The organism is Roseburia sp. AF02-12, from assembly GCF_003461765.1.
Taxonomy (GTDB): Bacteria; Bacillota; Clostridia; order Lachnospirales; family Lachnospiraceae; genus Roseburia_C; species Roseburia_C amylophila.
Genome location: NZ_QTXS01000001.1, coordinates 1385844 through 1410613, shown reverse-complemented (window position 1 = coordinate 1410613; position 24770 = coordinate 1385844). Strand labels below are relative to the sequence as shown.

The window sequence follows — 24770 nt, the reverse complement described above, 5'->3', positions numbered from 1 at the left end:
AATGCAAAGATATCGATGCACGAAAGATAATATCATAACACAGACCAGCGTCTGCCCGGTATGCAAGGAACGGGCGGAACTGGAAAAATCCGACATTTACTGGTGTGATACCTGTAACATTCCTTTATATCAGAAAAAATGTTCCTGTGGCAGTAAGCCAAGGAGAATGGTATCGGATATCCGCCCGGTATTTCCGGAGGAAAGATTGTTGTTAGAAATTTTGCTGAAAAAGCCATTTGCATTTTTAAAAGATTCGGTATGGAACGGCTCCGGAAATAAATATTATGTCAATGGCAAACGAATTGACTTTTCTGTAAAAGATTTAATAGAAGTAGACGCAGAAGAAGTGCGTAAGCAGTATGAGGATTTGAGAGAACAGAATACCTATCAGTATTTTGATTCCTATATAAAAAGATTCTTAGAGGAGAACCGGGAGCGTTATGAAGAGATAACCGCAGAAGCGACCGGTTATATCAGAGAGAGCACGAAGAATTATAAGATTCAGGATATGTTTGTCTCTTTTTCCGGTGGAAAGGATTCCACGGTGGTATCCAGTCTTGTAATGCGGGCGTTATCAGAACCGAAGATACTTCATATTTTCGGGGATACTACATTGGAATTTCCGGAAACCATGCACTATGTGGAGCGGTTTAAGAAAGAGCATCCGAAGACACCGGTTCTGTCATCGAGAAATAAAGAAAAGAATTTTGAAGAACTGTGTGAACTGATGGGACCGCCGAGCCGTGTCATGCGCTGGTGCTGTACTATTTTTAAAACAGGAGCAATCCAGCGGAAGATAAAGGCTCTGTTTGGAGACAAAGATAAAATAATTACCTTTTATGGAATCCGCAGAAGCGAGTCTGCCAGCAGAAGCAAATATGAGCGGGAGACAGAAGGTTCGAAGATTACGAAGCAGATTACGATTTCACCGATTATTGACTGGATGGATTTTGATATCTGGCTGTATCTTCTGACTACAAAGATAGATTTCAATGACGCATATCGCTGGGGTTATACCAGAGTAGGCTGCTGGTGCTGCCCGAATAACAGTGCCTGGTCAGAATTTTTATCAAGAATTTATATGCCGGAGCAGTCAAAGCACTGGCAGGAATTATTGGTTGATTTTGCAAGGCGGATCGGTAAGCCGGATGCAGAAAGCTATATCCGGGATGGCAAATGGAAAGCCAGACAGGGCGGAAATGGCGTGGAATATGCCAATAAAGCAGTGGTGTCATTTAAACCCTGTGTATTGGAAGAAAACAGCTTTAATTATGAATTGCAGCGGCCGATTTCAGAAGAATTATATGAGCTATTCCGGCCGTTTGGATATATCAATAAGAATCTTGGAAATGAGCGTTTGGGAGAAGTGTTTATTACCACAAAAAATGGCAATCCAAGAATCAAATTGCAGGGACGGATTGGTAAGACTACTCTGAAGGTGACAATTTATGATATGCATCTGGATGGAGCAAAAAATCTGGAAACAGCGGAAGATAAGATAAAATGCCAGCTGACCAAATATCAGCTCTGCATGGGCTGTAAGGCCTGTGAAAGTATCTGCAAACACAATGCGATTGTTATCCGGGATGAAAAGGATGGGAGCATTTCCTATCATATTCTGGATGAAAAATGTGTCCGCTGTGGAGAGTGTGTCAACCATTATGTAGGTGGCTGTTACATCAGAAAAGTGCTGGCAACAAAACGAGGAAAAAGGGAAGAGTAAGAAGAATGGGAGCAATGATAAAAAAGATTCGACTGAAAGGTCATGAGACATTTATATTGCGGGAAGGCTGGCTGACAAAGGGACTGGCAGCAGTAGAAAAGGATGGGACTGTATTCAGTAAAAATTCCGGAGCAGATGCTTTGGGAGTCGGAACCAATATGGCAAAGGCAATCCGTTACTGGATGCAGTCAGCCGGATTCATTGGAAAAACTGAAAACAGGGCAGCCGTAAAACTGGAATCACTTGGTCAATTAGTATATCAGAAGGACCCGTATTTTGAGGATGATTTTTCCTATTGGCTGGTACATATGAATCTGGTGACAAATGCCGAGGCAGTTACAAGCTGGTATCTTTTCTTTAATACGCTGCAGGCAGAAGAATTTACAAGAACAGAACTGGAAGATTATATGATGCGGGAATATGCAGTGGAAACGGGACGGACAGAGATACCAAGACGTTCGCTGGCAGATGATTGCAGTGCCATACTCCGGATGTATAGCAGGGATCATGTGGAGGATTACGACCCGGAGGATAAGAGCATCAGTCCTTTTGCGCACCTTGGATTATTAAAGCTGGATGGTGGGAAATACCGGAAGAGCCAGCCGAATTTAAACCGGCTCAGCCCATTTGCAGTCTGGTATCTTATCGAAAAGATGTGGGAAGAAAATAAAACGAATAGCATCAGTATTGCAAGCCTTTTGGAAGATGCAAAAGGTCCGGGAAAAGTCCTGCAGTTAAAACGGGCGGCATTGAATGAATATCTGGATAAACTGGATAACTATGGCTATATCCGGCTGAACCGGACGGCAGGACTGGATATGGTATACAAAAATGAAGAGAAAGATTGGGGACCGTATGAAGTTGCGGAACTATATTATGAAAAATAAAGGGAACGATCAAGATGAAGAGACTGAAAGATTTCGTTGAGATAGATAAAAGATTTCAAAATTCCATAAATTTACAACTGGATTTGCAGGATGATACCAAGCTGGAAAGTTATATTCCAACCAAATCATCTTTATTAATTCTGCAAAAATATCTGAAATCAGTAATGGGACAGGAAAAGGAAAAAGCAACGATTCTGATTGGACCTTATGGAAAAGGAAAATCACATTTACTGCTGGTATTGTTGCAGATTCTTTCTGCACCGGAAAATGAAAAGGTAAATGACCTGGTTCAAAGAATCAGCAAATTAGATGCAGAAACAGCAGAATTGATAGAGCAGTATCAGAATCAGAAGAAAAAATTCCTTCCGGTTATTGTATCCAGCTCAATTATGAATCTTTCGGATGCCTTCGTCTTAGGACTGACAGAAGCATTGCAGTATGCAGGACTTAGCGACATTGTTCCGGACAGCTATTATAAGGAAGCAGAAAAGGCAGCGGATAACTGGATGGAAAATTATCCCAAGACTTATCAGAAGTTTGCAGAACTGATGCATTCAGAGCATGGTCGCTCCATTGAACAGTGGAGAAAACAGATGGATAAAATGCAGGAAGATGCCTTAGAAGCATTCCGGGAAATTTATCCGAAAGTGACTTCCGGCAGCCAGTTCCAGCCGATTGTAAATATTGAAACCATGAAGGTCTATGAGGGCATCAATCGTATTTTATGTGAAAAATACGGTTATGCAGGCATTTTCCTTGTATTCGATGAGTTCAGCAAATATGTGGAAGGTCATGAAGAGGCAACCTTTGCAAGAGATATGAAGGTATTGCAGGACATGTGTGAGCTGGCAAATTCCGGCAAAGAGGAAATTCATATCGTATGTGTTGCCCACAAGAGTATTAAGGAATATGGACATCAGTTATCAAAAAATATAAAGGATGCTTTTGATGGAGTAGAAGGAAGATTAAAAGAAGTCCGGTTCGTAGTATCTGCGAAGAATAATTTTGAACTGGTGATGGACGCCATTCATAAGGATATAGAGGAATGCAGACGTGTGGCAGCAAAAAATGCAGAGTGGAAAAAGGTGTTAGAAGATACCTATCAACTGCCTTGCATTTCTGCACTTTTTGAACAGGAAGAGTATGACACAGTAGTAAAGGAAGGCTGTTTTCCTTTGCTGCCGCTTACCGTTTATCTGTTATTAGGAATCAGTGAAAAAGTGGCACAGAATGAACGCAGCGTGTTTACTTTCCTTGCAAATAATGAGCCGGGTTCACTGGTACGCCTGATTGAAGAAGATGAAAAGGAAGCCCATGGAATCGGTGCGGCAGTCGTTTATGATTATTTTTCCAGATTATTCCGGGAAAATACAGACCTTATCCATATTCATGCGGAATGGCTGAAGGCAGAGTATGCCCTTGGAAAGGCAGAGTATGAGGAAGAAAAAAACATCATCAAAGTAATGGCATTGCTTAAGATGATGGGAAATGAAGAAGAACTTCCGGTAAACGATGAAAGCATCTATCTGGCAAGCGGACTGGAATATGGAATTGTAAAAGAAAAATTAGAACAGTTAAAAGAAGCACAATTAATACAGTGGAGAAACCGGACTGCTTCTTATGATTTTAAAAATAATGTCGGTGTCGATATCGAAAAAAAGATTCAGGAAGAAATACAGAAACAGAAAAAAGTAAATATCGAAAAAGTGTTAGGTGAAATTGCAGAATTAGATTATGTCCTGCCAAAGCAGTATAATCAGGAATTCACCATGACCAGATATTTTCATTATGAATATAAAAAGTTAGAGCAGTTTCTTGCATTAAAGAAGGCAGAATATCTTTTTGAAGAGAAACCCGCAGACGGAAAGATTATCGCATTGACGGATGCAGATAAGACAACAGATATGGAAAAAGTCCGGCAGCATCTGAAGGAGTTAAAGGACGAGCGAATCGTAGTCCTCATTCCGCGAGAACCGTTAATGGAAGAAGAAAATATCCGGCGTCTGATAGCAGTCCGGCAGTTAAAAGAAGATAAGACATTTTTAGAAGAAAATGCAGTATTGCAGCAGGAATTGCAGCTATATGAAGACGATTTGATTTATGAAATCAATGCGGCATTAGAAAAGCGTTATCTTCCGGAAAATGGGAACTGCACAGTATTATGTGGAATTGTATCCCGGAACAAGAGTAAATCAGTAGGTGAATTTAACCGTACGCTCAGTAGAATCTGTGAGGAATATTATAATCTGACTCCGAAAATTAATAATGAAATGATTAACCGCAGAAAGGTGTCGTCCCAGACAAAACGTGCCAGAAGAACCATTGTAGATGCTGTTTTAAATGGAAAAGAAATGGCACAGTGGGAGAACGGTTCGGCGGCAGAAGCAACCATTTACCGGGCAACCTTACGGGTACTGGATGAAGGAAGAGCAGAAGAGGGAAGCCAGCAGGTATTACAGGAAATCATGGAATATATCAACCGCTGTGCCGGGAAAAAACACAGTTTTTCCGAACTTTATGAAAGCCTTTCCGGAAAAGGCTATGGAGTAAGAGAAGGTATCATTCCAATTTATATCGCAAGGCAGATTGCGGAACTTGAGGATACACCGGTCATTCTTTTACAGGAGCGTGAAGTGGAGATTACGCCGGAAATATTTGACAACATAGAAGAACATCCGGAGAATTACAGCCTCTATGTGGAAAAGGAAACGGTAAATAAAGAGAAGTATATTAAGCAGTTAGAAGAAATTTTTTGCGGACAGGATACCTATCAGAGTATTGGAAAACGAAACCGGCTTTATGAACTGGTGCGAGCAATGCAACGGTGGTACAGAAGTCTGCCGCAGATTGCTGTTTCCTTCCAGACATGTCCGGAAGGCATGGATGAGGAAGCTTATGCATTTATCAAAGGGCTTCGTAAGATTCTTAAAAATATGGAGCCGAACCCAAGAGAAATGCTGTTCGAACAGCTTCCGGGACTGGTAGAGAAAAAGAATTTAAAAGAAACGTCACGGCAAATCAAAGAAGGAAAAGAATATTTAGATACCTTCCTTTTTAAGAAAAATGAGCAGGCAATAGAAGTCACAAAGAAAATCTATGGCGCAGCAAAAGAAGACAGCCTTTCCGGCGTTTTAAAGGCATGGTATGAGGAGCAGGGAAAGGCGGCAAAGAGTTTTCTAGCCAGCAATCAGGTGACGGCATTGATGGGCTATTTATCCAGAATGCAGACCCACAATGAACAGGAAATTGTAGAACATCTTTCCAAGGCAGTCCTTGATATTTATATGGAAGACTGGCGGGATGAGTCCTTGAAGCAGTATGAAGAAGAACTTGCCCGGTTAAAGGCAGAGATTGAACACATCGGAATGGAACAGAGTGAGTCCGGCAGCAGGCAGATGATAGAATTTACCGGAAGTGATGGAAAAAAGGTAAAGAAATTCTATGAAGCAGAGGATGACAGCACCAGTTATTTCCTGAAAAATGCCATGGAAGAAGCTATGGAGGAATTCGGAGACAGTCTGGAAGTGAACCAGAAGGTAGCAGTACTGGTTCAGATGATAGAGAAACTGACGAAGTAGCAAGGAGTTGTAGTTATGAATACAGAAGAAATTATTTATCTTGACAATGCGGCAACAACATATCCAAAACCGGAAGCAGTATATACGGAAATGGACCGGGTCAACCGCAGCCTTGCATTTAATGCAGGGAGGGGTTCCTATGCCCTTGCAAAAGAGGCGGATGAAATTATCGCGGAAACAAGAGAATCACTGCTTGATTTAGTACATGCAAAAGAGCAGGCAGAGGTGGTTTTATCTGCCTCTGCTACTGTTGCTTTCAATCAGATCATTGGCGGAATGGACTGGAAGGAAACGGATGTGGTTTATGTCAGCCCTTACGAACATAATGCGGTGGTTCGCCCACTGGATTTATGGAAAGAGCGGATTGGGTTTACCACAATAGAGCTTCCTTTGGAAAAAGAATCCTTAAAAATTGATTTGGAAAAAATGGAATATCTTTTTACGGAGCAGCCGCCAACCCATATCTTTCTGTCACAGGTCAGCAATGTGACAGGTTATATACTCCCCATCGAAGAAATATGCAAAATTGCAAAGAAATATGATGCAATCACAGTAATCGATGCATCCCAGTCCCTTGGACTGACAGAGCTTGATATGCGAAAAGTTCCGGCAGATATTGTAGCATTTGCTGGTCATAAAAATCTTTATGGTCCATTCGGAACAGGAGGATTTTTCTTAAGACATGGCATAAAGCTGAAGGTTTTTCTGGCAGGCGGAACCGGCAGTGATTCCTTGAATCCGAAGATGCCATTGGAAAGCCCTGCCCGTTATGAGGTAGCCAGTCCGAATATTGTAGCAATAGCAGGACTTCGTGCAGCTCTCATGGAGATAAAGGCAGCCGGAACAGCAAACTGGCTGGTGCATGAACAACAGTTGACTGATAAATTAATTGCGCAGCTAAAACGGATTCCCGGCGTGAAACTATATGGAGATTTCGGGCAGGACAAAGTCGGAATTGTTCCTTTTCATATCCGGGGCTATCAGGCGTCCGAGGTGGGCATGCTTTTGGACACAGACTATGGAATTGCCGTAAGAACCGGCTATCACTGTGCACCACTGATACATAAGCATTTAAAGGATGAAGCTTTCGGCGGCATCGTCCGGGTCGGAATCGGAAGATATACCACGGAGAAAGAGATAGATACACTGGTTGCCGCCGTCGGGGAACTGGCGGAGTAGGAGGAAGAAGATGGAGAATGAAGTTATGAGATCTCATATGATGAAATTTTCCTTGGAAGATTTAAAAAGTTTTCTTGGAGAAGATCTTGTGGAATCTTTACTTGAATGGAATACAGGGAGTGAAGCCCTGCTTACGAAGAAAAGATTGGTTGATATGATCATGTGCATCTATGGGGTGAATATTTTAAAGAGTAAGGAATTCAGACATCATATTTTGAGTACCTTTCAAAAAGAAGATATTCTGGATTTTCGTGTAGAATTGCCTGAAAAATATAGAACCTGTGAGGATCCGGAACTGATTATAGATGTAGTAGCGAAGAAAAACTGGCGTGAAAGCCAGATAAATAATCATGTACTTCATTTGTTGAACTATTCGGAAAAAGATATTTTTCAGGAACAAAGTGTAGAGGAAGTTTCATCTGAAAAAATTGCATCATATGATAAGTTTTATGAATTGTTGGATTATCAATATATTATTCGCCAGAGAGCACTTAATATACTGACTTCAGAATATAAACAAAGACGTTTTTTAATACATATGCCGACCGGAACAGGAAAAACCAAGACGGCAACGCATATCATATGTCATCACTATAATTATAATTTAAAGAAACAGGGATTAATTGTCTGGATAGCACATACAACAGAATTGTTGCAGCAGGCATATGATACCTTTGTTAATGTTTGGAAGAACATAGGAAATGGAGAAATTTCAACGTATAAACTTTGGGGAGAACATAATATAGAAGCTATTCCGGAAGATATGTCTGGTTTTATGGTCTGTGGAATACAAAAATTGCAGTCTATGAAGGAAAATCAACCGGACAAATTTCAGAAGCTTGTAAATGCTACCAGATTAGTTGTATATGATGAGGCACATAAAGCAGCAGCTCAGGAGACGAGAAATGTAATTGAACATTTTATGCGTAGAACGGGAGAAATGAAGGACTGTGCGTTGATGGGATTATCGGCAACGCCGGGCAGAACAACAGAAATGAGTTTTGAAAATGATTTGTTAGCATCGACGTTTGGAAACAAAATCATATCCATTGATACGAAAGTTATGAATGAAGTGAATATGTCCAGGCAGGAAGCTCTTAATGCTGAAGTGGAAAAAGACATTATCCGTTATTTTCAAAACAGAGGTGTACTGGCAAAGATAAAGAAGAAAGAGCTTACATATGCAGAAAAATTAACAGATGAAGAACTGTCAAAGATAAAAGTAATAGCCACGAAGAATGGTTATTCCGATTTTTCACCTGCAGCACTTAATGTGATTGGAAAAAATAAGAGTAGAAATTTGAGGATTATGCAGGAATTAAGAGCGCTAAATCAATCACAGACGCCTACAATCGTTTTTGCGTGTTCTGTAAAACATGGACAATTACTTTCTTCTATGCTTACTTTGGAAGATATACCTAATGCATTGGTAATCGGAGAGATGTCAGCAACTGAGAGAAGAGAAGCAATCCAGAAGTTTAAAGATACAAAAAATGATATGAATATTTTGATTAATTATGAAGTGCTGACAACAGGGTTTGATGCAACAAATATTGAATGTGTTTTTATTGCAAGGCCAACACAATCGGTAGTTCTATATAGCCAGATGTTAGGACGCGGGCTTCGTGGACCACAGATGGGCGGAAAAAAGGAATGCTTATTAATAGATGTAAAAGACAATTTGAATCAGTTTAATGAAAATATGGCATTTTCACACTTTAATAATTATTGGAATGCATAGGAGGAAAAGTTATGGCAAAAGACATATTTGTAATTCAGACAATGGGAGATGCACTGAGAAATACGGGTTATAAAAATATTGAATGTGCAATGGCAGAAATTATTGATAACTCTATTCAGGCAGAGGCAAAAGATATTTTAATAATTGTATCGGAAGAATATAATCCTGAAACAGGAAGAAATAATATTAAAGAAATCGGATTCCTGGATAATGGAAAAGGAATGGAGCAGTTAGAACTGGAAAGCTGTCTTGGAATTGGATATTCCACAAGAACTGACAGAAAAGGAATGGGAAGATTTGGCGTTGGTTTGCCACAGGCTTCTTTATATGCATGCCCATCAGTTGATGTGTACTCCTGGCAGAATGGATATGATAATTGCAAGAAAGTATTTTTGGACATAAATAAAGTAAAGGATGGAGAACAAACCGTATTGGAAGATCCGGTACAAAGTGAGATTCCTTCAAAATATAAGAAGTATTTAACCTATAAAATGCAGGGGCAGAATGATGCTGTAAAAGAGTACAATTTTATGGAGAGTGGCACATTTGTATTGTGGAAAAACTGTGATAGAGTAGTGCCTAAAACAGTATCATTTCTGTTTAAAAAATTGGAATTTGCATTAGGACAAAAGTTCAGATATTTTATTCATGATGGAATCTGTAATATCAGTTTAATTCATCATGAAAATCAGGATAATTCAAAAAGAATAATGCCAAATGATCCGCTGTTTCTCATGAAACCAAATTATGTATTGGGAAATCCTGCAACACCGGAAAATATCTGTCCAGGCGATAATATAAATTACACAGAAAGTATTTTTGAACCTTATACAGATGAGAAGCATACAGATGGAGTTATTTATTTTCCTATTCAATATATTGATAAGATAACAGGAGAAACAAAGGAACACAACATTGAAATTCGTTTTTCAAAAGTAAAAAAGGAATTTTATGACAAGACAGCAGTAGCAGGAGATCCGGGTGGAAAGCCATTAGGAAGCTATGTAAAAAAATTGGAAGGAATATCAATTGTACGGGCAAATAGAGAAATTGATTTTGGACAGTTCGATTTTTATGAAAATATTAATCAGCCGCAACATAGGTGGTGGGGCTGCGAAATTAAATTTGATCCTGTTCTGGATGAAGCGTTTGGAGTGGCAAATAACAAGCAGTTTGTCGAATTGAGAAAGATAGATAAAGATGATTATTTGGATGAGCCTGTAAAACCGGTATGGGTACAGTTGTATAGCATAATTCATCCTACAATAGAACGGATGTATAAAGAAAATAAGAAGACCAGAGAAAATACAAGGTCTTCAAAGGATATAGATTCTCCGACAACGAAAATAATAAATAAAGTAGAAGAAAGTGAAATACCGAATGAGGAAAGTGAATCCGCAGAGGTAAGAAGAACTACTTCCAAAGAGGAATTATACGAAAAGAGCAAACAACAGTTAGAAGAGAGAGGGGTTATAGATCCTCAGCAGGAAGAAATCGTAAATAATCTTAAAAATCAGGTTAATATAGACTATCAGAATATGGGAAAACTGGCAGCTTTATTTGACTATTCATTTGGTTTGGGAAACTGTTATGTAAAGTTTAATATGGATCATATTTTTTATAAGACATTTCTTGAAGATTTGATAAAATCAAATGATGCAAAGGTGGCATTTGAACTTTTTGTGGCATCCTTAGTTAAGGCAATTGATGAGACTAATCGCAGACAGGAAGATGAGAATGATAATCTTATTGCTACATGGAATGAAAGATTAAGAAAATATATCAATGCACAACATGGAAGTTTGAAATAGCAGGTGATAACGTGAGTATCTTAATATCTGATGAAATAAAGAAATGTATCTATAAGGAATTACAAAGTTGTCATCAATCCATTGTAGTTATTACTGCGTTCTGCAAGCAAAATGCACTTGAGTTTATGCAGAAAAATTGTAATGAGACAATAAAGGATAAGACGTTAATTGTGCGTTTTCAATTAAAAGATATTATTAATGGTGCAACTGATTTGCAAATTTATGAGTATTGTAAATCACATGAATGGAAAATGTATGCTTATTTTGATTTGCATGCAAAAATGTATATATTTGATGATAAGAATGGAGTGATAGGAAGCGCAAATTTAACAAATAAAGGAATACTGCTGGAAGAAGGCGGTAATCTTGAAATGGCTGAAAAATGTGAAGTGGATGAAACAGATATACAAAGAGTAAACTGTCTTATAAAAGGCTCCGTGGAAATGGATGACCGAATATATAGTATTATGAAGGCAGAAGCATTAGACAAGATGAAAAATAGAACTTCTTCTGAGTTGGGCTGGTCAAAAAGGATTACCGACTTGTTTCGTCCGGTAGAAAACATGTTATTCGTAAATGATTTTCCGGAATATGATACAGCGAAGGAAAGCTTAGGGCAGAAAATAGAATTTCTGGAAATGAGTAAAGGAGAATCATTAACTGAAATACAGCAAGCATTTTCGTTATGCAGAGCATACCGATGGCTCTTAGAATTATTGCAGAAACATGGTGGTGAAATGTATTTTGGTGAAATTACGGTAGAATTACATAGTGCATTAGTAAATGATCCAAAGCCATATCGAAAAGATGTAAAAGTACTTCTGGCAAGATTGTTAGAGTGGACACAGGAGTTGGAATGCAAAGAAGTCATTGTGGACAGACCGAGGCATTCGCAACGGGTGAGATTGAGCCAGAAAGTGAATTAGAATATTTAAATAGTATTTTTAATAGACTACACATTTTGAATGAATTTTCAAGGTGTGTAGTTTTTTTGGGTCGAAAAATGTAGATGGAATTCATGGAAGTGGAAATCTTTGCCACAATGTTAAGTGGTGAACTTAAATTATTTTTGATTTTGTGCTTGTGTAGCAGGAATGAAGGAACTTCTCTTATATGGTTATTTATGGTATCATATAAGAGAAGTAGTACTATATAATCAGAAAGAAACAAATAACCTTGATTACAGGAGGTATGGCAATGAGAAATTGGATGGATTTAAATGGCGATGGAGAAATAGATAGCTCAGAAATGATGTTTGCAGGAGAAATGCTTTGCACTAGCAGGGAAGAACATGAAGTATTATTTGGAGATGCCGGAGACTTCGAGGATGACGCAAAGGATGATTTGTATGAGAAAGAATTCATTTGGACAGGGACTGGCAATATTCCTTGTAATAATAGGCGTTCTGTTTGTAATAGGTTCCATAGGTGAAGCAAGTGAGCCTAAGTGCATTAAGGCAGGATGTGATAATAAGCAGGCAAGTGGAAGCAGCTATTGTTATTTGCATAAACCATATACGGGAAGCAGTACATCCCATAGCAGTTCATCATATAGCAATAAATCGTCTGGCAGTACTTCTAAGAGCAGTACAAGTAACTCTGGTTCAAGTAGCAGTTACAATAATAAATCAAATTCTACAAACAAGTCATCATATAGCAGTGGTACAAAGAAAAGTACAACGACAAAGAAGAGTACATATGACTCTTATGATGATGGCTATGATGATATCTATATGGATGACGATTATGACTATGACAGATATGACAGAGACAGCGATTATGCAGATGGTGTAGATGATGCAATGGATGAGTATGGAGAAGATTGGTAATGCTGACAAAGTTTTACGGAAAGGAGACCACTATGGAAGAACTTTATTTTACCATCAGGAGTTTTCAGTTAAGAACCAATACTTGAATCACCACACCATACTTCATTTATGTGAGGTCTTTCATAGCGGCGCATATCCTGATTGCTGGTTGTTTTGAGCTTAAGAGCCAGGAGATTAATATATCTGTTAACCGTGGATTCAGATACATCCCCTTTTTTGATGCTTCCGTTTTCATGAAGCTGTCTGTAGATAGCAGAAAGTCTGATGATGTTATCGTTCCAAGCGTACCTAAAACCGGAAAGGCAAGGTAAGTGCTTATGACAGATAAAGAGAAAAGGTACTGGGCATATTTTCTGAATGGAGGGCGATTCATCTTATGGTGGATTGCTCTTTTTGTCGTTTTGCTTGAAAAAGTAAAAAAATTCCAGGTATATTTTTTTGAGAAAAGCAAAATATATTAATGGCACTAAAATAATAATAGTGCCGAAAAAATATTGACAAATATGAAAAGAGATATTACGCTATTCATATATTTCCGGCACTTGGCTGGGTGAAGTGCCGGAAAAATAATTGGAGGTGATATCACGATGACTGAAGAAATTTATTTCAGGGGTGTTCATAATGTGACGGAATTTACGCGCAATGAATTATTCGTCTCTTTTCGTCAGGGAGGATATCAATTAAGTGAAGCTTCGTTCTACAAAAAGGTTGAAGATATGGTCAATGATGGTGAGATAGTAAGGGTGGGACGTAATCATTATTGTTTGCCGAATGATAAGCGGCAGGTGTACCGTCATGACTATTCGGAATTGGCGGAAGAAGTGGCATTGCAACTAGAGGAACAATATCCATATTTGAATTTTACAATATTTGAATTTGTTCAAATGAATGATTTCGTAAATCATTTAGTGGCTCATAATGTTATATTCCTATCAGTAGAATCAGATATTATGGAATTTGTTTTTGATACATTAAAGGAGAAATATCCTGGAAAAGTGCTTATCAATCCAACGGCAGATATCTACCATCAGTATTGGTCGGATAACATGATTGTAATTGTAAAGCTTATAACAGAAGCACCAAAAGGACAGGAAAAATCGTGGCATACAAGATTGGAGAAGCTATTAGTAGACATTATGTCAGAACCGTTACTTCTGGCATCTATAAGTGAGTCAGAATATCCGGGTGTATATATGGATGCTTTTGCAAGATACTATATTGATGAAAATTGTTTGTTTCGATATGCAAATCGAAGAAAGAGCGCAAAGAAAATAAAGAAACTGCTACATGATAAAACGGATATTATATTAAAAACAAAGGAATAGGTGCAAATGCTTTTGAAAGAAAATTTTAGTGAGGAATATATTCGCAGTCTACAAAAGGACAGCAAGAGAGATCCGGTGCTTTTAGAACGTACTGTATATGCTTTTGGACTTCTTGAAGCTTTGGCAAGGGTGAGGATGCCATTTATTTTTAAAGGTGGTACCTGCCTTATGATGCTAATGGATAAGCCACGTCGATTATCTACAGATATTGATATTATTGTGGAACCAGGGACTGATTTGGATGATTACTTAGAAAAAGCATCTGCTATATTTCCATTTCAGATGGTGGAAGAACAGAAGAGAGTCGGAAAAAACAATATAGAAAAGCGGCATTTTAAATTTACTTATGATTCACCAATTAACAATAAACAATTTTATATATTATTGGATGTGCTATTTGAAAATAATCATTATGCAGAAGTTGAGACAAAGGAAATAAGAAATGATTTACTACTGACGGAAGAAGAGTATCTAACAGTTAAAATTCCGAGTGCAGATTGTATTCTTGCAGATAAACTGACTGCATTTGCTCCTCATACGACAGGTGTCGAACTTAATAAAGGTAAGGATATGGAAGTAATGAAGCAGCTTTATGACGTGTGTTCTTTAATAGAGGTTTTTAAAGAATGCGATGTTGTAAAGCGTACATATGAACCGATTGCGTTGGCGGAGATTGCATACCGTGGAATAAATGCAACACCAACGGACTGCTTATGGGATAGCTTTGAGTCAGCTTTATGTATTGCGTCACGAGGCAAGGTCGGAGCAGAGGAGTATCCGATATATGTTAAAGGTATACGTGACTTACGTGGACATATTTATGCAGAAAACTATAGTCCGGAAATTGCAGCAGGGAGAGCAACCATGGTTATGTACATGGTAATGTGTTTGTTGACAGATACAGAGTTTGAAAAGGTGAGGGACTTCCGGGAATATGCCAATCATAAATTAGTGCATGAAAAGTTATTGACTCTTCGTTACTTGAAAAAGGCAAATCCAGAGGCCTATGCTTATGTGGTGAAGACTGATGAGATAATGAAATAAAATGATACTTGAAGAATTAATATCAAAAGCTAATCTTTGAATAAATATTTTTTGAATTTAAGTGACTCTTGACACATTTTCCCCGTCTATTAGGGTGAAAGGCCTTAATACAAAGGAGGAGAAGCCTATGGATGATAAACAGATATTAGATTTATATTGGGAGCGCTCCGAAGCTGCTATATCCGAAACTTCAAAAAAATACGGAAAGTATTGCAGATACATAGCCTTTAATATTCTTCACAATGACGAAGACAGCGAGGAATGTGTAAATGATACTTATTTAAGAGCTTGGAACAGCATACCGCCTAACCGTCCATCTGTTCTAAAAACTTTTTTAGGGAAGATTACTCGCAACTTATCTTTGGACAGGTACGAACTGCTCAATGCAAAGAAACGTAATGGCGGGCAAATGCCATTGATTTTTGATGAAATACAAGAGTGCATACCATCGTTGGATAGTACAGAAAACATTGTTGAAGAAATTGCTCTAACGGATATTCTCAACCGCTTTCTTTCTTCCCTGTCATTAGAACAGCGAAAAATCTTTATGAGAAGATATTGGTATTTATCGCCCATTAAAGAAATTGCAACGGAATATGGTATGAGCGAGAGCAAAATCAAGATGTCATTATTTCGTTCAAGGAACGAACTCAAAAAATTGTTAGAGAAAGAAGGTATCTCTGTATGAAAGAAAAGAAACTTTTAAGGGCATTGGGAAATGTCGATAATCAGTATATTAAAGAAGCTGAACCTATGAAAAAAACAAGTAAAATAACTAATCGGCAAAAATGGGTGTCTGTTGCTGCTTGCTTCGTACTCGTTGCTGTGATTGGAGTGGGAGTTTTTCAAAGCAAACTGTTTGGTACAAAAAACGATATTGCCACGCTGGATAGTGGAGAAACAATTACTTTTGTTAAAAATGACTTATCACAATCTTCAATTGACTTAAATGTAACAACAAGACCTTTGAGCGATGCTGAAATTGAAATGCTTTTTGCAGACTTGCCTGTTACCGCAGATGCTTACTTTGATGCTGACAATCATAATATTCTGGGTTTTGAGGGAAAAATTGGTGATACAAGAATGGTAGTTTCTAAACAGGGTGTAAATCTATTAGATACTATCATTGATGGAAATACAATCACTTCAAGTGTAGACGGCGTTGATATCAATGCAGGATATTTCATAACAAAGTCAAATAGTCAAGGTATCAAAACCGTAATATATTATGCAACCTTTGATATGGGAGAGAACACTATTTATGTAGAGTATTCTGGCACTGAAAATGAAAGTGAAACTGTAAAGAACAACTTGGTAGACACAATTTTGCAGTTGATTGAGAACGGTGCATTTGATTTGAGCCAAATCCAAGAATAATCTGCAAATTTGTACGATAAGGCAAAGCTAACAGCATTGCATATTATGGAACGGTGTGCATTGTGCTGCTTGGATTAATGTGGAGTATAGTCATGGAATTGAAGCAGGAATTAAAAGAAGACCTTTTGGGGTTTCCACAGGAACATTGGCTTGTTCCGTGTTCTAATAGTTCAAGATATAACAAGGTGTTTCGTTTTATATGGTTAGTAGGCGTCGTTTTAAGAACGATATTTTTATTAATGATTAAAAGGGGGATGAGTCTTTGATAAAAGTTATATTTTATTTTTTGCTTGTAAGTATAGGAGCAGGTTTGGTGCAGATGAAAATACCGCTGTTTGGTGGTCATGGCAAGCGGTGGGAAGAACAAAATTATGCACAGCGGTTTGGCGGTATCTTTTTTCCGGCATTCATTGCGCTTGTAGTTATCTTTTTATTTAATGAGTATAAGACGGCTCAATTACCCACTTTGAATGAAGAAATGCTGATGAATGGAGCGGAGTATTGTTTGGTAACTGATCTGAATGAGATAGGAGATGCGGATTATGCTTATGAGATAAAAAGCGGAAGCTCACAAGAGGAGATTTGTGGAATTATATCAAGTATATGTATAGACTTAAAAAGGGAAGATGATTTGGTAAATGCCAGATATGAAAACGGAGAATATATTATCATCAGCAATGGCATAACAATAGGACGGGCTGTCATAAATGACAAAGCAACAACAGATTTGTTGAAAATATACTTTTGCGACTAACAGTGGATGAGCGTTTCTGTGTAACTTTAGGCGAGAATATCAAAAAATTTTCGTTCTGTTCACATTAACTGCTATATATTCGTTGAAGAATTTGCTATAAAATAAGTGGTTAAGGATACCTGTTAGCCCATAACACGAAAGGCGATGTTATGTATGCGTATGTAAGCTCAGTAACAATTCTGTCTTTCTGCTAACGACAAGGCTTCCTATGACGTGACGTAGATTATAAAAGATATTAAAGAATGGATTACATCATGGAACGAGTAGTACAATTTTTAAAAGAAGCAAGACAGTCTATGCTTGATGCTTATCCTTCTTTAACTATGGAAAAGTAAGAGGATTGCGTGATGTAATAGATTATCGTACAATGGATTATTATCAAAGAAGATATATGGCAGGAAAGGAACAGCAAACCAACCAAAGTGAAATAAAATTATGAGCAGTAAAGCAGAAAGCAGAAGAAAAAGTATCGGGATGACATCCGGCTCTTTATGGAAGAACATCTTCCTCTTTAGCATACCGTTGATGTGTTCTCAGATATTAGAAGTATTATTTAATTTAAGTGACGTAGCAATTGTAGGAAAATATGCAGGATATATCCCCCTTGGGTCGGTTGGCTCGACCACGCTGTTGGTGTCCTTATTTACCGGCTTCCTGATTGGAATGGGTGGCGGTGTTAATGTAAGGGTAGCGCATAAACTGGGCGTAGGCGATGCGAAGGGAACGGAAGAAACCGTGCACACGGCGGCATTGATTTGTCTGGTGGCAGGACTTATACTGTGCCTGATATGTAATATATTTGCGGAGCCATTTTTAAACATTTTACATACAAAATCAGAGTTTATGGATGGCGCAGTACTATATTTTCGGATTTATGCACTGGGGCTTCCGGCACTTGCAATTTACAATTTTGGAAATGGTGTTTTAAGTGCATCCGGCGAGACGAAGCTTCCACTTATTTATCTGAGTATTGCCGGTGTGTTAAATGTGTTATTAAATCTTTTCTTTGTTATCCAGTGTAATATGGCAGCAGGCGGAGTGGCAATTGCCAGCGTTATTGCTCAGTATGTGTCAGCTATTTTGGTGGTTTCTCATCTGTGCCGGAGAAAGGATAGCTGCAGGCTTTACTTTTCCAGACTGCGTTTTCATAAGGAAGCGGCGAAAAGTGTGCTGATGCTTGGCGTTCCGGGCGGAATGCAGAATGCAATCTTTGCAATTGCAAATCTTTTTGTGCAGACCGGAGTCAACTCCTTTGATGCGGTTATGGTGTCCGGCAATTCAGCGGCAATCAATGCAGATACGCTGATTTTTAATATTATGACAGCATTTTATACGGCATGCGCCAGTTTCATGGGACAGAATATGGGGGCAGGAAACAGGGAACGCATGATAAAAAGTTACCGCATCAGTTTATTGTATTCGTTTCTGGCAGGCGTAATTTTTGGTGGGCTGCTGGTGGTTTTCGGAAGACAGTTCCTGTCTCTTTTTGCCAGCAAACCGGAGGTAATTGAAGCCGGAATGGAGCGGATTAAGATTATGGGATTTTCCTATGCACTTTCCGCATTTATGGACTGCACTATTGCGGCATCCCGCGGAATTGGAAAGAGCATTGTGCCGACCATTATTGTTATCATGGGCTCCTGCGTATTCCGTGTAATCTGGGTATATACAATTTTTGTATATTTTGGAACCATTGCATCCTTATATCTTTTGTATGCATTTTCCTGGTCGATTACAGCAATTGCCGAGATTATTTATTTCAAAGTATGCTTCCGGAAGCTTCGGATAGCGGCATAGAACCATAGAGTCATGGAAGAAAGTAAAAAAGAAAGCGGAAGAGAGAAAGAAAAATGGAAGAAAGACGTTCGGAAAATACAACGCTTTGCTATATAGAAAAGGAAAATTGCTACCTGATGATGCACCGGGTGAAGAAAAGCCATGATGTAAATAAAGATAAATGGGTTGGTGTTGGCGGTCATTTTGAAGCCGGAGAATCTCCGGAAGAATGCCTGCTTCGGGAAGTAAAAGAAGAAACCGGGCTTACTTTGGATGCCTATCGGCTGCGGGGCGTGGTAACTTTTGATTCCGATGCGTGGCCGACGGAGTATATGTTTCTATATACGGCAGATGAATTCCACGGTACGATGAGCGAGTGTGACGAAGGAACACTGGAATGGGTGCCAAAGGAAGAAGTATATGACCTGCCAATCTGGGAAGGTGATAAGATATTTTTCCGGCTGTTAGAAGAGAGGGAGAGTTTCTTTTCACTGAAATTATCCTATCAGGGAGATACTTTGACCCATGCCATATTAGATGGGACAACCCGATTGAAATAAAAGTAAATTATAAGTAGAAATAAGCAACCAGATACCATTAATTAGAAAAACTAATTAGTGGTATTACTATATATAATTGGTCTTTATAAGCAAATGACGTTATAATGTAAGTAGCATTGAGCAGTGCCAGACCTTATAAGCAGTCTGTTGGGCTGCTGGCAGTCCAAACGGGCTGCTTATAAGGTCTGATAGGGCGAAAGCCCGTAGTATGGAAATGCGAAGCATTTCCATACTTGCACTGAAAAAATAAAGAGCAAGATAAAGAATAATTTCAGGAGGAAGAACAATGGATTACAAGAACGCAGGCGTGGATATTGAGGCAGGATATAAGTCCGTAGAACTGATGAAGGAGCATGTAAAGAAGACCATGCGTCCAGAGGTTCTTGGAGGACTGGGCGGATTTTCCGGAGCATTTTCATTAGAGAAGATTAAAGAAATGGAAGAACCGGTACTGTTATCCGGAACAGATGGCTGTGGCACGAAAGTAAAGCTCGCCATGATTATGGACAAGCATGATACCATCGGTATTGATGCAGTAGCAATGTGTGTAAATGATATTGCCTGTGCAGGTGGAGAACCATTATTCTTCTTAGATTATATTGCATGTGGTAAGAATTATCCGGAGAAAATTGCAGCCATCGTAAAAGGTGTAGCAGAAGGATGTCTTCAGTCTGATGCGGCATTAATTGGTGGAGAGACCGCAGAGCATCCTGGTCTGATGGCGGAGGATGAATATGACCTGGCTGGATTTGCAGTAGGTGTATGTGATAAGAAAGATATGATTACCGGCGAGACCCTGGCAGACGGTGATGTTCTGATTGGTATGGCATCAACCGGAGTACATTCCAATGGATTTTCACTGGTTCGTAAAATCTTTACTATGGATAAAGAAACCCTTGATACATACCATGAAGAACTGGGAACTACTTTGGGAGAAGCATTACTTGCACCAACCAGAATTTATGTAAAAGCACTGCGTGCCATCAAAGATGCCGGCATCCGTGTAAAAGCCTGCAGCCATATCACAGGCGGTGGTTTCTATGAAAATGTTCCACGTATGCTTCCGGAAGGAAAACATGCAGTGATTGAAAAGAACAGCTATCCGATTCCACCAATCTTTACCCTGATGGCAAAAGAAGGAAATGTAGAAGAGAAAATGATGTACAATACCTACAACATGGGACTTGGTATGGTACTCGCAGTTGCACCGGAAGATGTAGATAAAACCATGGAAGCAATCAAATCTGCCGGAGACAAGCCATATGTTGTTGGTAAGATTGAAAACGGAGAAAAGGGTGTTACATTATGCTAAAAGTTGCAGTATTAGTATCCGGTGGTGGAACCAATCTTCAGGCAATTATCGATGCCATGGATAATGGAACCATTACCAATGCAAAGATAGAAGTGGTAATCAGTAATAATCCGAATGCCTATGCCTTAGAGCGTGCAAGAAAACATAATATCAAGGCACTTTGCATTTCTCCGAAATCCTATGAGAACCGGGCGGCATTCAATGCTGATTTCTTAGAAAAATTGAATGAATATAAAGTAGATTTGGTTGTACTGGCAGGATTTTTGGTGGTAATTCCACCGGAAATGATTGCACAGTACCGCAACCGGATAATCAATATTCATCCATCCCTGATTCCATCTTTCTGTGGAACAGGCTTCTATGGATTGAAAGTCCACGAAGGAGCACTTTCCCGTGGAGTGAAGGTAACAGGAGCTACGGTGCATTTTGTGGATGAAGGAACAGATACCGGCCCAATCATTTTACAGAAAGCAGTTGCAGTTGAAGAGGATGATACGCCGGAGATTCTGCAGCGTCGTGTGATGGAACAGGCAGAGTGGAAAATTATGCCACAGGCAATTGATCTGATTGCCAATGGAAGAGTAGAGGTAGAAGATGGCAGGGTGAGAATTCTGCCAGAGACGAAGTAGAATTACCCGCATAAATAGAAAACCAGATAGTGTGTCATAAGTTGGTACACTAGCTGGTTTTTGCAGAAAACAGGAGGATTAACATGAACGTATTAGTAGTTGGAAGCGGCGGAAGAGAGCATGCAATTGTGACAAGCGTAGCAAAGAGCAGCCGTGTAGATAAGATTTATTGTGCACCGGGCAATGCCGGAATCGGACAGCTGGCAGAATGTGTGAACATTGGAGCCATGGAATTTGACAAGCTGGTAGCTTTTGCAAAGGAAAAAGAGATTGATTTTACCATCGTAGGAATGGATGATCCATTGGTTGGTGGAATTGTAGATGTATTTGAAGCAGAAGGATTAAAAGTATTCGGACCGAGAAAGAATGCTGCAATCTTAGAGGGATCCAAAGCATTTTCCAAAGATTTGATGAAGAAATATAACATTCCGACCGCAGGATATGAGACCTTTGATGACCCGAAAAAGGCATTGGAGTATCTGGAAACTGCAAAAATGCCAATCGTATTAAAGGCAGACGGACTGGCACTTGGTAAAGGTGTTCTGATTTGTAACACCTTAGAGGAAGCGAAAGCCGGAGTAAAAGAAATCATGGAAGATAAGAAATTTGGTTCTGCCGGCAACCATATGGTAATAGAAGAGTTCATGACAGGCCGTGAAGTATCCGTGCTTTCTTTCGTAGATGGCAAGACCATTAAGATTATGTCTTCCGCACAGGACCACAAACGTGCCAAAGATGGAGACCAGGGCTTAAATACCGGTGGAATGGGTAACTTCTCTCCAAGTCCTTTCTATACCAAAGAAGTAGATGATTTCTGTAAGAAATATATCTATCAGGCAACCGTAGATGCCATGGCAGCAGAAGGAAGACCATTTGTAGGTGTTATTTTCTTCGGTCTGATGCTGACAGAGGATGGACCAAAGGTATTAGAGTACAATGCCCGTTTTGGTGACCCGGAGGCTCAGGTAGTTCTTCCGAGAATGAAAAATGACATCATTGATGTAATGGAAGCCTGCGTAGACGGTAAATTAGATACCATTGATTTACAGTTTGAAGATAATGCAGCCGTATGCGTTGTTCTTGCATCTGACGGATATCCGGTGGCATATGAAAAAGGATTTGAAATCAAAGGCCTTGAGAACTTTGATGGCAAAGAAGGTTACTACTGTTTCCATGCTGGAACCAAGTTAAATGATGAAGGCAGGATTGTAACCAACGGAGGCCGTGTACTTGGCATCACAGCCAAGGGAGCTACCTTAAAAGAAGCGAGAGCCAATGCTTATAAGGCAACGGAGTGGGTAGACTTCGAAAACAAGTATATGCGCCATGACATTGGAAAAGCCATAGATGAAGCATAAAGTTAAAAAATGATTTAACGAATCGACAAAATAGAAAGATAAGAAAAGTATCCGTAAAAAACAGAAAAAATTACGGGTACTTTTTCTATACTTAAAAATGCAATGCAATAAAGAGACGAGAATCAATGACGAATTCTTGAAATTAAAACAAGACATAATAAATTTTGATAAAATAAAAACCAATCATACTACGATAATTCAATTCATATTAGAACAGACCGGTTCATATTGGGATAGACCAATTCTTCCGCCCATCCCCCAGTCCGGCACATTCCCTTCTTCTAAAAAATAATAAAATCAGAAAACAAATTAACATAAATCTTAAAAGAAAGATTTTAAGATTACATAATATATAAAATAATAAAAATTGATAAGACAACTTGCAGGAGAAAAAGAAAATGCACAAGCTGCAATCATAAATTTGTAATGTTAAATTTTCTACTCTTGCGCTTGGTGGGATTATCCGATACAATATTAATTTAGAATATACTCTAAACAGTGAAAAAACTAGCGCAGGAGGTGCCGTAGCATGAGTCTGGCAGATAAAATTTTTATCGATATGTGTCAGGATATATTGGACAACGGGGTAAGTACAGAAGGAGAAAAGGTCCGCCCACATTGGGAGGATGGAACCAGTGCTTATACAATTAAGAAATTTGGTGTGGTAAACAGGTATGATTTATCCAAAGAATTTCCGGCAATTACATTACGAAAGACAGCAATCAAGAGCTGTACCGATGAGATGTTATGGATCTGGCAGTTGAAGTCCAATAATGTCAATGACTTACACAGCCATGTCTGGGATGAATGGGCAGATGAGACAGGCTCCATTGGAAAAGCATATGGCTACCAGATGGGAGTAAAGCATAAATATAAGGAAGGAATGTTTGATCAGGTAGACCGTGTGATTTATGACCTTAAGAACAATCCTTTCAGCAGAAGAATCATGACCAACATATATGTACATCAGGATTTAAGTGAGATGCATCTTTATCCATGCGCATACAGCATGACCTTTAATGTAACCCAGAAGAAGGGGGACGATAAGCTGACTTTGAATGCAATTTTAAACCAGCGTTCCCAGGATATACTTGCAGCTAATAACTGGAATGTCTGTCAGTATGCAGTACTGATGCATATGCTGGCACAGGTTTGTGATATGCATGTGGGAGAACTGGTGCATGTAATTGCAGATGCGCATATTTATGACCGGCATATTCCTATTATAAAGGAACTGATCCAGAGACCGACTTATGACGCACCGACATTCTGGCTGAATCCGGATGTAAAGGATTTCTATGAATTTACCAGAAATGATGTACGTCTTGATAATTATGTAACAGGACCGCAGATTCAGGATATTCCAATCGCAATATAAAAGGAGCAGGTGAAAGAGATGAATTTAATCGCAGCAGTAGATGCTAATTGGGCAATTGGCTATAAGAATAAATTACTGGTAAGCATTCCGGATGATATGAAATTCTTCCGTCAGACCACAACCGGAAAAGTGGTAGTCATGGGACGTAAGACCTTGGAAAGCTTTCCAAATGGACAGCCGCTTAAGAACCGTGTCAATATTGTACTGACCAGTGATAAGAATTATAAAGTGAAGGATGCCATTGTGGTGCATGATTTAGACGAACTGCATAAAGAGTTAGAGCAGTATAACAGTGAGGATGTCTATGTTATTGGCGGTGAAAGCATTTACCGCCAGCTTTTGGATGAGTGCGATGTAGCGCATATTACGAAGATTGACTATGCATATGATGCAGATGCCTATTTCCCGAATCTGGATGAAAAGGAAGAGTGGCAGATTACGGAAGACAGTGACGAACAGACCTATTTTGATCTGGAGTATTACTTCTTAAAATATGAAAGAATAAGATAA

The 24770-nt window shown here is 39.0% G+C and carries 21 protein-coding genes and 1 pseudogene; 21 read left to right on the top strand and 1 reads right to left on the bottom strand.

Going from position 1 to position 24770, the window contains the following annotated elements; translation table 11 throughout:
- The first annotated feature begins 1 nt into the window (after nucleotide 1).
- From DV740_RS06875 to DV740_RS06840, 9 genes are all read left to right on the top strand, one after another.
- Nucleotides 2-1723, top strand: coding sequence for a phosphoadenosine phosphosulfate reductase domain-containing protein (locus DV740_RS06875; protein WP_118087738.1), 1722 nt, complete (start codon nucleotides 2-4; stop codon nucleotides 1721-1723).
- A 5-nt stretch (nucleotides 1724-1728) separates the two neighbouring features.
- On the top strand, nucleotides 1729-2610 hold the full coding sequence (locus DV740_RS06870) for a DUF4007 family protein (RefSeq protein ID WP_158561534.1): 882 nt from the start codon (nucleotides 1729-1731) through the stop codon (nucleotides 2608-2610).
- Between the two features lie 14 nt (nucleotides 2611-2624).
- On the top strand, nucleotides 2625-6188 hold the full coding sequence (locus tag DV740_RS06865; RefSeq protein WP_118087736.1) for a hypothetical protein: 3564 nt from the start codon (nucleotides 2625-2627) through the stop codon (nucleotides 6186-6188).
- Nucleotides 6189-6203: 15 nt separating this feature from the next.
- Entirely contained in the window at nucleotides 6204-7367 is a 1164-nt protein-coding gene (locus tag DV740_RS06860) for an aminotransferase class V-fold PLP-dependent enzyme (RefSeq protein ID WP_118087735.1), read from the top strand.
- A gap of 10 nt (nucleotides 7368-7377) precedes the next feature.
- A complete protein-coding gene (locus tag DV740_RS06855) occupies nucleotides 7378-9108 on the top strand; it encodes a DEAD/DEAH box helicase (RefSeq protein ID WP_118087734.1) in 1731 nt (576 codons plus the stop codon).
- 11 nt (nucleotides 9109-9119) lie between these two features.
- Nucleotides 9120-10919, top strand: a complete 1800-nt coding sequence (locus DV740_RS06850; protein ID WP_118087733.1) for an ATP-binding protein — start codon at nucleotides 9120-9122, stop codon at nucleotides 10917-10919.
- 11 nt (nucleotides 10920-10930) lie between these two features.
- On the top strand, nucleotides 10931-11845 hold the full coding sequence (locus DV740_RS06845; RefSeq protein WP_158552028.1) for a phospholipase D-like domain-containing protein: 915 nt from the start codon (nucleotides 10931-10933) through the stop codon (nucleotides 11843-11845).
- A gap of 271 nt (nucleotides 11846-12116) precedes the next feature.
- Nucleotides 12117-12350: a hypothetical protein gene (locus DV740_RS14780; protein ID WP_118540901.1), complete on the top strand. Its 234-nt coding sequence runs from the start codon at nucleotides 12117-12119 to the stop codon at nucleotides 12348-12350.
- Nucleotides 12268-12747 (top strand): hypothetical protein, encoded by a 480-nt coding sequence (locus DV740_RS06840; protein ID WP_199534303.1) that lies wholly within the window; start codon nucleotides 12268-12270, stop codon nucleotides 12745-12747. The genes DV740_RS14780 and DV740_RS06840 overlap by 83 nt, the downstream gene beginning before the upstream one ends.
- Before the next feature lie 74 nt (nucleotides 12748-12821).
- Here DV740_RS06840 and DV740_RS15410 read toward each other — a convergent pair.
- Nucleotides 12822-13004: pseudogene (locus DV740_RS15410) on the bottom strand (IS481 family transposase); the annotation flags it as partial.
- Between the two features lie 330 nt (nucleotides 13005-13334).
- On the opposite strand from DV740_RS15410, the gene DV740_RS06830 reads away from it, so the two are divergent.
- The 12 genes from DV740_RS06830 (at nucleotide 13335) to DV740_RS06770 (ending at nucleotide 24770) form a co-directional block, all read left to right on the top strand.
- Entirely contained in the window at nucleotides 13335-14072 is a 738-nt protein-coding gene (locus DV740_RS06830; protein ID WP_117698008.1) for a DUF6577 family protein, read from the top strand.
- Nucleotides 14073-14078: 6 nt separating this feature from the next.
- Nucleotides 14079-15116 (top strand): nucleotidyl transferase AbiEii/AbiGii toxin family protein, encoded by a 1038-nt coding sequence (locus DV740_RS06825; RefSeq protein WP_117698009.1) that lies wholly within the window; start codon nucleotides 14079-14081, stop codon nucleotides 15114-15116.
- Between the two features lie 127 nt (nucleotides 15117-15243).
- The gene (locus DV740_RS06820) at nucleotides 15244-15804 is read left to right on the top strand and encodes an RNA polymerase sigma factor (RefSeq protein ID WP_022243687.1); all 561 of its coding nucleotides are present in this window, start codon (nucleotides 15244-15246) and stop codon (nucleotides 15802-15804) included.
- A complete protein-coding gene (locus tag DV740_RS06815; RefSeq protein ID WP_117698010.1) occupies nucleotides 15801-16493 on the top strand; it encodes a hypothetical protein in 693 nt (230 codons plus the stop codon). Before DV740_RS06820 ends, DV740_RS06815 begins: the two co-directional genes overlap by 4 nt.
- A 319-nt stretch (nucleotides 16494-16812) precedes the next feature.
- A complete protein-coding gene (locus tag DV740_RS06805; protein WP_227710007.1) occupies nucleotides 16813-17247 on the top strand; it encodes a hypothetical protein in 435 nt (144 codons plus the stop codon).
- Nucleotides 17248-17682: 435 nt separating this feature from the next.
- Complete coding sequence (locus DV740_RS06800; protein ID WP_118087732.1) at nucleotides 17683-19044, top strand: MATE family efflux transporter; 1362 nt, start codon at nucleotides 17683-17685, stop codon at nucleotides 19042-19044.
- Nucleotides 19045-19097: 53 nt separating this feature from the next.
- Nucleotides 19098-19583 (top strand): NUDIX hydrolase, encoded by a 486-nt coding sequence (locus tag DV740_RS06795; RefSeq protein WP_118087731.1) that lies wholly within the window; start codon nucleotides 19098-19100, stop codon nucleotides 19581-19583.
- A gap of 286 nt (nucleotides 19584-19869) precedes the next feature.
- Complete coding sequence (gene purM, locus DV740_RS06790; RefSeq protein WP_022243386.1) at nucleotides 19870-20895, top strand: phosphoribosylformylglycinamidine cyclo-ligase; 1026 nt, start codon at nucleotides 19870-19872, stop codon at nucleotides 20893-20895.
- A complete protein-coding gene (gene purN / locus DV740_RS06785; RefSeq protein WP_118087730.1) occupies nucleotides 20889-21524 on the top strand; it encodes a phosphoribosylglycinamide formyltransferase in 636 nt (211 codons plus the stop codon). Before purM ends, purN begins: the two co-directional genes overlap by 7 nt.
- A gap of 83 nt (nucleotides 21525-21607) precedes the next feature.
- A complete protein-coding gene (gene purD / locus DV740_RS06780; RefSeq protein WP_118087729.1) occupies nucleotides 21608-22882 on the top strand; it encodes a phosphoribosylamine--glycine ligase in 1275 nt (424 codons plus the stop codon).
- Between the two features lie 529 nt (nucleotides 22883-23411).
- Nucleotides 23412-24260, top strand: a complete 849-nt coding sequence (gene thyA / locus DV740_RS06775; RefSeq protein ID WP_118087728.1) for a thymidylate synthase — start codon at nucleotides 23412-23414, stop codon at nucleotides 24258-24260.
- Nucleotides 24261-24278: 18 nt separating this feature from the next.
- The gene (locus DV740_RS06770; RefSeq protein ID WP_117841761.1) at nucleotides 24279-24770 is read left to right on the top strand and encodes a dihydrofolate reductase; all 492 of its coding nucleotides are present in this window, start codon (nucleotides 24279-24281) and stop codon (nucleotides 24768-24770) included.

Bases quoted from the DNA above. Each gene is read 5' to 3' on its own strand.
- DV740_RS06875 (WP_118087738.1), top strand. From the start codon at position 2: ATGCAAAGATATCGATGCACGAAAGATAATATCATAACACAGACCAGC.
- DV740_RS06870 (WP_158561534.1), top strand. From the start codon at position 1,729: ATGGGAGCAATGATAAAAAAGATTCGACTGAAAGGTCATGAGACATTT.
- DV740_RS06865 (WP_118087736.1), top strand. From the start codon at position 2,625: ATGAAGAGACTGAAAGATTTCGTTGAGATAGATAAAAGATTTCAAAAT.
- DV740_RS06860 (WP_118087735.1), top strand. From the start codon at position 6,204: ATGAATACAGAAGAAATTATTTATCTTGACAATGCGGCAACAACATAT.
- DV740_RS06855 (WP_118087734.1), top strand. From the start codon at position 7,378: ATGGAGAATGAAGTTATGAGATCTCATATGATGAAATTTTCCTTGGAA.
- DV740_RS06850 (WP_118087733.1), top strand. From the start codon at position 9,120: ATGGCAAAAGACATATTTGTAATTCAGACAATGGGAGATGCACTGAGA.
- DV740_RS14780 (WP_118540901.1), top strand. From the start codon at position 12,117: ATGAGAAATTGGATGGATTTAAATGGCGATGGAGAAATAGATAGCTCA.
- DV740_RS06840 (WP_199534303.1), top strand. From the start codon at position 12,268: ATGAGAAAGAATTCATTTGGACAGGGACTGGCAATATTCCTTGTAATA.
- DV740_RS06830 (WP_117698008.1), top strand. From the start codon at position 13,335: ATGACTGAAGAAATTTATTTCAGGGGTGTTCATAATGTGACGGAATTT.
- DV740_RS06825 (WP_117698009.1), top strand. From the start codon at position 14,079: ATGCTTTTGAAAGAAAATTTTAGTGAGGAATATATTCGCAGTCTACAA.
- DV740_RS06820 (WP_022243687.1), top strand. From the start codon at position 15,244: ATGGATGATAAACAGATATTAGATTTATATTGGGAGCGCTCCGAAGCT.
- DV740_RS06815 (WP_117698010.1), top strand. From the start codon at position 15,801: ATGAAAGAAAAGAAACTTTTAAGGGCATTGGGAAATGTCGATAATCAG.
- DV740_RS06805 (WP_227710007.1), top strand. From the start codon at position 16,813: ATGAAAATACCGCTGTTTGGTGGTCATGGCAAGCGGTGGGAAGAACAA.
- DV740_RS06800 (WP_118087732.1), top strand. From the start codon at position 17,683: ATGAGCAGTAAAGCAGAAAGCAGAAGAAAAAGTATCGGGATGACATCC.
- DV740_RS06795 (WP_118087731.1), top strand. From the start codon at position 19,098: ATGGAAGAAAGACGTTCGGAAAATACAACGCTTTGCTATATAGAAAAG.
- purM (WP_022243386.1), top strand. From the start codon at position 19,870: ATGGATTACAAGAACGCAGGCGTGGATATTGAGGCAGGATATAAGTCC.
- purN (WP_118087730.1), top strand. From the start codon at position 20,889: ATGCTAAAAGTTGCAGTATTAGTATCCGGTGGTGGAACCAATCTTCAG.
- purD (WP_118087729.1), top strand. From the start codon at position 21,608: ATGAACGTATTAGTAGTTGGAAGCGGCGGAAGAGAGCATGCAATTGTG.
- thyA (WP_118087728.1), top strand. From the start codon at position 23,412: ATGAGTCTGGCAGATAAAATTTTTATCGATATGTGTCAGGATATATTG.
- DV740_RS06770 (WP_117841761.1), top strand. From the start codon at position 24,279: ATGAATTTAATCGCAGCAGTAGATGCTAATTGGGCAATTGGCTATAAG.